The following is an 8,310-nucleotide window of genomic DNA, read 5'->3' on the forward strand; positions in this document are numbered from 1 at the left end:
GCCCTATCGCGAGCAGGCTCGCTCCCACAGGTATTTTTCAGTGTTTGGGCTATTGGTGTCAGGGCATGCATCTGCGCCGGCTTTTGTGGCGAGGGAGCTTGCTCCCGCTGGGCTGCGAAGCAGCCCCAACCTGGTCACCCCCAATCAACCTGACCCACCGCGCTGCATGGTTTTGGGTCTGCTGCGCAGCCCAGCGGGAGCAAGCTCCCTCGCCACGGGGTTTGTGGTGGCTGGGGCATTTAAGGACATCAGCAGCAGTAAGCGTGCTTGTTCCACTGACCGAGCACATGACCCTGTGGGAGCGAGCCTGCTCGCGATAGGGCCAGATCAGGCAACATCGATGTTGGCTGGTCTACCGCTATCGCGAGCAGGCTCGCTCCCACAGGTATTTTTCAGTGTTTGGGCTATTGGTGTCAGGGCATACACCTCCCGCTGGCTTTTGTGGCGAGGGAGCTTGCTCCCGCTTGGGTGCGAAGCAGCCACAAAAACAGGGCTGCTTCGCAGCCCAGCGGGGATAAATCCCCTCGCCACAGGGATCACTCGTGCCTAGACCACCGACGACAACACAAACGACGTCACGGTGTTCTCCACCCCCGGCAACGCCGAGATCTCTTTCCACACCTTGTGCACCCGCTCCGGGTTCGCCGCGCCGACTCGCAGCATCAAATCAAATTCGCCGCTCATCACATCGCACTGCAGCACTTCGGGCATGGCCTGCAACGCCTTCAACACCTCGGCGCCGCGCATGCGGTCGTAGCGGTAGACGAAGATCACTGCGTTGATGTTCGACGACGCGTGCGCGCCCTCCCCGGTGCGCACCGTGTAGCCCTGGATCGCGCCGTCGCGTTCGAGGCGTTCGATGCGTTGGCGTACGGCGTTGCGCGAGAGGTTGACCTTGGCTGCCAGTTCGGCGTGGGCGGCGCGGGCGTTGAGGCGCAGTTCGGCGATGATGCGTTCGTCGAGGGGGTCGAGCATTCGCTTCATGGGGCCTCCGGTTTATAGGGCGCCGAGCAGTTGATGGAGGGCACCGAGATCGTCCGGCTGGATGCGATGAATCTGCGCCGGGCCATGCTCAGACATCGTACGCTGTGGCGCCGCAATGTGGATCCCCAACTCATCGAGCAATGCCGCCGATTTAATAGGTGAGATCTCGCCTAGGGTCACCATCGGCGCCACCAGGCTGCGCCGGTACAAGCGCGCCGCGAGCACACCGGTGGCGGTGTGTGGGTCGATGACGTAACCAGTGTCGCGATGCAGCGACGTGATTTCCTCCAGCGTCTGTTCATCGCTGACCGCGTACGAGTCGATGATCATCCGCGCCTGTAACCAGAACTCGTTGGCGATGGTCATTTCACCCTGGGTTTCGAAGGTGTGCATCAGCGCGCTCACGGCCTGGTCGTCGTGCCCATAGAGCTCCCAGAGAAACCGTTCCAGGTTGGAAAAAATCGACAAATCCATGGCCGGCGACAGGGTCTTGCTGGCGCGCAATCGCGAGTAGTGGTTCTTCAAAAAGAACTGATGCAGCGCGTCATTCTGGTTGGTGGCGACGATCATCTGCGTGATCGGCAAGCCCATCTTCTGCGCGATGTAGCCGGCATAGACTTCGGCAAAACTCGCCGCCGGCACGCTGAAACCAATGGGCCGCTGACCGCCGCCCAGTTGCAGCACGGCGTGGAAATAAAACACCAACTGCGCCATGACGCTGACCCAGTTGCTGGAATTGAAACTGATCGCCTCATGCTGGCGGAACAGTTGGGTGACCAAGGTCTGGCATTCATCGAAACTGCCATCGACGGCCACTTGATGAATCCGCGGATGTGCCGTCGCCTGCAGGTCTTGAAGCTGGTCTTGCGGTACGCCGGCCTCGGGATAAATCACCACCACGTCGGTCTCGTCGCAGTGCTTGAAGGCCTCGATGGCGGCCAGGCCGGTGTCGCCGTTGGTGACGCCGATCACCACGGCGCGACGCCCGCGTTTACGCAGGAAGTACTGCACCAGTCGCGCCTGCAATTGCGCGGCAAAATCCTTCGAGGACCGGGTCGGGCCGTGGAACAATTCCAGGACCCATTCATTGCGATCCACCTGATGCAACGGCGCCAGCGAGCGATGGCTGAACTGGCTGCCGGCCTCCTTGAGCACCCGCTTGAAATCGGCCTCGGGGATCGCCTCGCCCACGAACGGACGCATCACTCGATAGGCCAGTTCGTCGTAGGACAAGGTCGACCAATTGGCGATGTCCTGGGGTTCGAAGTGCGGCAATGTGACGGGGACAAACAGGCCGCCATCCTCGGCGATGGCCGACAGCACGACTTTTTCGAAATCGACCTGCACGGCGGAATTTCGGGTACTCACATAGCGCATGGTCAACTCCGTAAAACAGTTCATTTAAAGCGATGCGCCTGCTCCACCAGCCAGGTGGAAAACCGCGCCGCGTCCGGGTGCTGCTCGGCCCCGGAACTGCGCACCAGGTAAAACGATTCGCTGGCTTCGATGCGCTGGGCGAAGGGCTCGACCAGGCGTCCGTCGCCAAGCATGTCACTCACCATCGACGAGCGCGCCAGGGCGATGCCCTGCCCCAGTTCAGCCATGCGCAAGGTGCAGACCAGCGTGTCGAATTGCATGCCGGTCGAGGAATCCACCGAGTCGACACCGACCATTTTCAGCCAGTAGCCCCAGCCCTCTTCGTAGCCCAGCACATGCAGCAACGGATGCTTGGCCACATCCGCCGGCACTTTCAGCGTCGCCATCAAGGCGGGCGAGCACACCGGGAACAAGGTGTCCCAGGTCAGCCGCTGGGACACCAGGCCGGGCCATTGACCGTGGCCCCAGCGAACTTCCATGTCGTCTTCGCCATCGAGTTCCTTGACCCAGATGTTGCTGATGTAGCGGATGTCGACGTGCGGGTGCGCCTGGCGAAAATCCACCAGTTTCGGCGCCAGCCAGTGCACGAAAAACGCCAGGCTGCCGCGCACCTTGATTGGCCGGCGTTTGTGCTGGCCAAAGATTTCGTTGGTGCCCACCGCCAGTCGTGTGATTGCGTCCTGCACCACCGGCAGGTACGCCTGGCCTTCTTCGGTCAGGCCCAGGCCCCGGGGCAAGCGCTTGAACAGCGCCACCCCCAAGTGACTTTCCAATTGGCGGATCTGCTGGCTGACCGCGCCCTGGGTCAAAAACAGTTCGTCGGCGGCGTGGGTGAAGTTCAGGCAGCGGGCCGACACTTCAAACGCCCGCAGCCAGTTCAACGGGGGCAACGTTTTTTGCTTCATGGTCTTACCTCGTTAACCCCCACGCACCGGGCACGTTTGCCCGCCCCGTCGACGCGCCTTAGAACGCGTCGGACGGTTGTGCCACGAGGGCAACCGACAAGCGTCGCTCGCGGCTTTTGCGGGTAATGTAATACACGAAGTAACACCAGGCGATGAACGGCAAGCCGAAGTACAGCGCCACCCGTTGTTCAGGGTCGAAGGCGATCCCGACGCACGCCAGGCTGCAGCACACCAGCGCCCCCAACGGCACCCACGGATAACCGCGAACACGGAACTTGAGATTGCGAATGTCGCCGCCGTTGGCCACATAGTGACGACGGAAAGCGATCTGGCTCGCAGCGATGCTCATCCACACCACCACCACGGCCAGACCGGAAATCGACACCAGCGCCAGGTAGATGGTGTCGGCGGCAAACACGCTGCTGAGCAACGAGGCGGCGCCGCCGGCCATGCTGACGATGATCGCGTTGAGCGGCGTGCCCATGCGGGTCAGGGCCGAGAACTGCTTGGGCAGGTGGCCTTGGTCGCTGAGGGTCCAGAGCATCCGCGAGGCGGCGTACAAGCCGGAGTTGGCCGCCGACAACAGGGCGGTGATGATCACGAAGTTCATGATGTCGGCGGAGTACGGAATGCCGATGTAGGTGAACACCGTGACGAACGGACTCTCGACCAGACCGGCTTGCTCGCGGGGCAACAGCGTCGCGAGGACAAAAATGGTCCCGACGAAAAACACCGCCAGGCGCAGCACCGTGGTGCGGATGGCGCGTGGCACATTGCGTTGCGGGTCTTTGGTTTCACCGGCGGCGATGCCGATCAGTTCGGTGCCGGAAAACGCAAAGGACACCGCCAGCAGCGTCATCACGATGGGCATGAAGCCGGTAGGAAACAGTCCTTCGCGGGTGAAGTTGCTCAAGCCGATGCTGTGGGCCTGGTCGATGTTCAGCAGGCCGAGAATCGCGCCACCGCCAATCAGCAGGAACACCACCACGGTCAGCACTTTGATCAACGACAACCAGAACTCGGTCTCGGCGAACAACCGCACCGAAATCACGTTGGTGAGGAACACCACGCCGGCGAACAGCGCGCTCCAGATCCACACCGGCGTGTCGGGAAACCATCGAGTCATGAGGATGCCGGCGGCGGTGAATTCGGAACCGATGGCCACCGTCCACGTCAGCCAATACAACCAGGCCACGGTGTAACCGGTGCCCGGCCCGAGAAAGCGCGTGGCGTAGGTGCTGAACGAACCGGTTTCCGGCATCTGCACCGCCAGCTCACCGAGGCACATCATCACCATGTAGACCATGAGCGCGCCAATGATGTAGGCGATTACCGCGCCCATGGGGCCGGCCTGGTTAACGGTGTAGCCGGAGGTCAGGAACAGCCCGGTACCGATCACGCCGCCCAAGGCCAGCATGACGATATGGCGCGTCTGCATTTCCTGCTTGAAGCCGGCCCGCGTACTCGTTTGTTGTTCTGTTATGGACATGGTTGTTCTCATGAAATGTCAGGGCGCGCATCTACGTCTACGCGAGTCAGACAAGCGCCGCTGAGCTTTTATTATTATTCCTATTCATGAACGCCCCATTCACAGCCTTGTTATGGGGTACCAACTTTCAAACTTCAGCTTGCGGTTTCGGTGTGGACTTCATTGAGTTGCGGATTGAGGGTCTTTTTGACGAAGGCGAAGGCCTGTTTCAAATCGTCCAATAGATCGTCCGTGTCTTCGATGCCCACCGAAACCCGCACCAGGCCTTCGGAGATACCCAGGGCCAAGCGTTCTTCCAAGGTGTTCTCGACATGGCTGGTGGTGCGGGCCGGGCCGTAGATGGTTTCCACCGCGCCCAGGTTGCCCGCGCAATGGGCGAAGCGCAGGCGCGGCAACAGCAGCTTGACCGTGTCCATGCCACCGACCAGGACAAAACTGACGATGGCGCCGAAGCCGGACATCTGCGCGCAAGCCACGGCGTGGTTCGGGTGGCTCGGCAAGCCGGGATAATTCACCGCCTCCACCAGCGGTTCGGTGCAGAGGAATTCGGCCAGGGCCCGGGCGCTGTGTTGTTGCTGGCGCATGCGCAGCGCCAGGGTCTTCATGCCTCGGATGATCAGGTAGGCCGAGAACGGGTCGAGGCTCGCGCCGTTGATTTCCCGGTAATGCCGCACCTGGGCCATCAAGGCTTCGCTGCCGCACACCAGGCCACCGAGCACGTCGCCATGGCCGCTGAGAAACTTGGTCGCGCTATGAATCACCACATCCACCCCCAAGGCCAGCGGGCTCTGGTTCAGCGGCGTGGCGAAGGTGTTATCGGCCACGACCACGGCGCCAACACGCTTGGCCGCTGCCACCAGGCGCGGGATGTCGAGGATTTTCAGGGTCGGGTTGGTGGGGGTTTCCAGGTACAGCACCTGGCAACCCTTGGCGATTTCACGCTCGAGGTCGTCGTGATCGAAGGTCTCGCACAAGGTCACCGCCACGCCGGTGCGCGGCAGAAACTCTTCGAAAATCTTGTTGGTGCCGCCGTAACTGTCCTTGGTCGACACCACGCGATCGCCATGGGCCAGGAAGGTGTAGAGCACGCTGCTGATCGCCGCCATGCCACTGCTGAAGGCCACGGCGGACTCGGCCATTTCCAACTCGCGAATCTTGGCTTCGAGGGTCTCGACGGTCGGGTTGCTCATGCGGCTGTAGATAAAACCGGGGGCCTTGCCCAGCGCAACGTCGTACCAGACGTCGATGTCGTCGTAACCGTACGCGGCGCTGGCCACGATGGGAGTTTGCGTGGCGTTGTAGGGGTGCCTGACTTGCTCCCCACCCCAAACCGCCCGGGTTCCCGCGCCGGCATTATCGAGCCCTGTGCTGTCAGGTTTATTGTTCATTTGAGGCTACTCACACTGAGGGGGTGGACGTTGAGCCATCCACCGGATCTGAGGGCCAATATAGGGAAAAGCCGCGCGCCCGAGAAACGATGTTATCGGTGCCAAAGGGGTGGTTTTTTTAATGGCTGTATGAAGGTCTGGGATGACCTGCGGACACAAAAACCTGTGGGAGCGGGCTTGCTCGCGAAAGCGGTGGGTCAGTCACTGAGGGGTTGAATGTGCAATCGCTTTCGCGAGCAAGCCCGCTCCCACACTGGAATTGTGGTGACGTCGGGAATGCGTGAGCGCCAGTCCTACAGGCGACCGTTGACTTAAAGGCTGTGTGAATCATCGTGGCGAGGGAGCTTGCTCCCGCTCGGCTGCGCCGTAGGAGCTGCCGAGCGAAGCGAGGCTGCGATCTTTCCAAAGCCAGTTGAGTATCAAGCGAAAGATCAAGATCAAAAGATCGCAGCCTTCGGCAGCTCCTACCGCAACCCAGCGGGAGCAAGCTCCCTCGCCACAGGTTATCGATCGTTCCCACGCTCCTGCGTGGGAATGACGCCAGGGACGCTCCGCGTTCCGCTTCTGGATGTGACGCAGAGCGTCACGGGATGCATTCCCACGCGGGAGCGTGGGAACGATCAAGGACCAGCGTTAAACGATTGCAACCACCGCCGATGGTATTCAACCTGCTCTGTAATATCGTTGGTTAAATCCTTATCTTCATAATCAAAAATATTGACTGTGTCACTTTCATCCGCCGTCTCTCCCCAACGGACTTCATAAGCAACTACACCGCCAGCCATTTGCGAAGACATTCGCGAGGGATGCACATTGATTTTGGCTCCCTTGCATAAAAAACTCACATCCGAAAAATCTTTCCTAACCTTCCCTAGGCACAAATACAAATCCGCCGCTGTGCAACTTCTTTCTATTCCATCTGGCATCGTTACGGTCATTTCTATATTTTTTCGACCACATTTAAAGATCGCCTTATTAATGACACCATCAATTTCAATTGCCACCTCTCTAGAAGTCATATCATCACCTGTCAAAATTGGATATTGAGTGCCCTACAGAACCCATGCACTCCTGCGTGGGAATGTCGCCAAGGACGCTCCGCGTTCCGCTTCTGGATGTGACGCAGAGCGTCACGGGATGCATTCCCACGCAGGAGCGTGGGAACGATCAAACCAGTAGAGTGATCCCAATAATATCTTCCACCCTCATCCGATCAGGAATTGCGATCTCACACTCATAGCTATAACAAACGAGACTCAACCCATTCTTTAAAGAAAGCTTCTTGCTCACCCGGATCGCTTGCCAAGTTATTTTCATCATAGTCAAATATATAAACAATATCATCGAGCGATGGAGCGACACCCATGCTCAGCTCATACGCTTTTAGCCCAAGCGACATCTGTGCCGACATTCCAGACGGATGAACATTTTTCTTAGCACCCTTACAAAAGAAAATCACATCCGGATTATCTCGCCTAAGACTCGCAAAACATTTATAGAAGTTACCCCCCGAATATATTCTATCAACACCATCCGCCACAGAAAAAGTTATTGCGATTCTCTTAGAATCGCACACAAGACAAGTTTTTTCCTTTTCTCCCCCCCTAGAGATATACACCTCCACCGTAGAAATCATTTTTTTATTCTCCTGTTAGGGTTAGGTATGGAATAGCCAAACTCTTTCCCATTATCAAGCATCAAGGTTGCGCCAAGCACATCTTCACTCTTAATACGACCTGGAATTGCAATCTCTTTTTCAGCCCCAAACAAATATGCGCCCCCTAGCTCTTTTTGCAAATCGTGCCCTGGAATTTTTTGCAACGTGTATAAATACCCTATTTTAGTGTACTCACCGGTAGCAAACCTCTTCCCCACATCTCTTGAGTAGGAGGTACTAATGTAATAACTAGGAGGCGAGTCACTATCCATAGAATGCAAGAACAAATTTTTGCTTTTACCTTTGCTTTTAAAGCCATGTTCAAAAACGTCTTCGGGATTTCGCTCATCACCACGATATAAGAAATCCTCCTCTTTTTTGGGAGTAGGTAGTTTAGGTTCCGTTTGATCAGCAGCTACCTTAACCGCCGGATCCTCAACCCCAATCGCCGGCCTACACCCACCCTTCCCCGGACAATCCACCAACCCCAACGGATCCACCCACCCCGTC

Annotated in this window: 7 protein-coding genes and 1 pseudogene; all 8 read right to left on the bottom strand. The window is 58.3% G+C overall.

Annotated elements, in window-relative coordinates; genetic code table 11:
• Positions 1-546: 546 nt before the first annotated feature.
• Positions 547-984: an Lrp/AsnC family transcriptional regulator gene (locus tag B0E42_RS01635; RefSeq protein WP_077505403.1), complete on the bottom strand. Its 438-nt coding sequence runs from the start codon at positions 982-984 to the stop codon at positions 547-549.
• Between the two features lie 12 nt (positions 985-996).
• On the bottom strand, positions 997-2,361 hold the full coding sequence (gene thrC, locus B0E42_RS01640; RefSeq protein WP_077505405.1) for a threonine synthase: 1,365 nt from the start codon (positions 2,359-2,361) through the stop codon (positions 997-999).
• Between the two features lie 20 nt (positions 2,362-2,381).
• A complete protein-coding gene (locus tag B0E42_RS01645) occupies positions 2,382-3,266 on the bottom strand; it encodes a LysR substrate-binding domain-containing protein (protein WP_077505407.1) in 885 nt (294 codons plus the stop codon).
• Positions 3,267-3,324: 58 nt separating this feature from the next.
• Positions 3,325-4,755 carry an amino acid permease gene (locus tag B0E42_RS01650; RefSeq protein WP_053182172.1) on the bottom strand — a complete coding sequence of 477 codons (1,431 nt, stop codon included), beginning with the start codon at positions 4,753-4,755 and terminating at the stop codon, positions 3,325-3,327.
• 134 nt (positions 4,756-4,889) lie between these two features.
• The gene (locus tag B0E42_RS01655; protein WP_024617033.1) at positions 4,890-6,143 is read right to left on the bottom strand and encodes a cystathionine gamma-synthase family protein; all 1,254 of its coding nucleotides are present in this window, start codon (positions 6,141-6,143) and stop codon (positions 4,890-4,892) included.
• Between the two features lie 620 nt (positions 6,144-6,763).
• Positions 6,764-7,162, bottom strand: coding sequence for a hypothetical protein (locus B0E42_RS29555; protein WP_139353071.1), 399 nt, complete (start codon positions 7,160-7,162; stop codon positions 6,764-6,766).
• Between the two features lie 221 nt (positions 7,163-7,383).
• Entirely contained in the window at positions 7,384-7,779 is a 396-nt protein-coding gene (locus B0E42_RS01660; protein ID WP_053189938.1) for a hypothetical protein, read from the bottom strand.
• Positions 7,776-8,310, bottom strand: a pseudogene (locus tag B0E42_RS01665) (type IV secretion protein Rhs); the annotation flags it as partial. The gene B0E42_RS01660 and the pseudogene B0E42_RS01665, both read right to left, overlap by 4 nt.

The sequence above is a fragment of the Pseudomonas sp. A25(2017) genome, assembly GCF_002001065.1.
Taxonomy (GTDB): Bacteria; Pseudomonadota; Gammaproteobacteria; order Pseudomonadales; family Pseudomonadaceae; genus Aquipseudomonas; species Aquipseudomonas kilonensis.

Bases quoted from the DNA above. Each gene is read 5' to 3' on its own strand.
- B0E42_RS01635 (WP_077505403.1), bottom strand. From the start codon at position 984: ATGAAGCGAATGCTCGACCCCCTCGACGAACGCATCATCGCCGAACTG.
- thrC (WP_077505405.1), bottom strand. From the start codon at position 2,361: ATGCGCTATGTGAGTACCCGAAATTCCGCCGTGCAGGTCGATTTCGAA.
- B0E42_RS01645 (WP_077505407.1), bottom strand. From the start codon at position 3,266: ATGAAGCAAAAAACGTTGCCCCCGTTGAACTGGCTGCGGGCGTTTGAA.
- B0E42_RS01650 (WP_053182172.1), bottom strand. From the start codon at position 4,755: ATGTCCATAACAGAACAACAAACGAGTACGCGGGCCGGCTTCAAGCAG.
- B0E42_RS01655 (WP_024617033.1), bottom strand. From the start codon at position 6,143: ATGAACAATAAACCTGACAGCACAGGGCTCGATAATGCCGGCGCGGGA.
- B0E42_RS29555 (WP_139353071.1), bottom strand. From the start codon at position 7,162: ATGACTTCTAGAGAGGTGGCAATTGAAATTGATGGTGTCATTAATAAG.
- B0E42_RS01660 (WP_053189938.1), bottom strand. From the start codon at position 7,779: ATGATTTCTACGGTGGAGGTGTATATCTCTAGGGGGGGAGAAAAGGAA.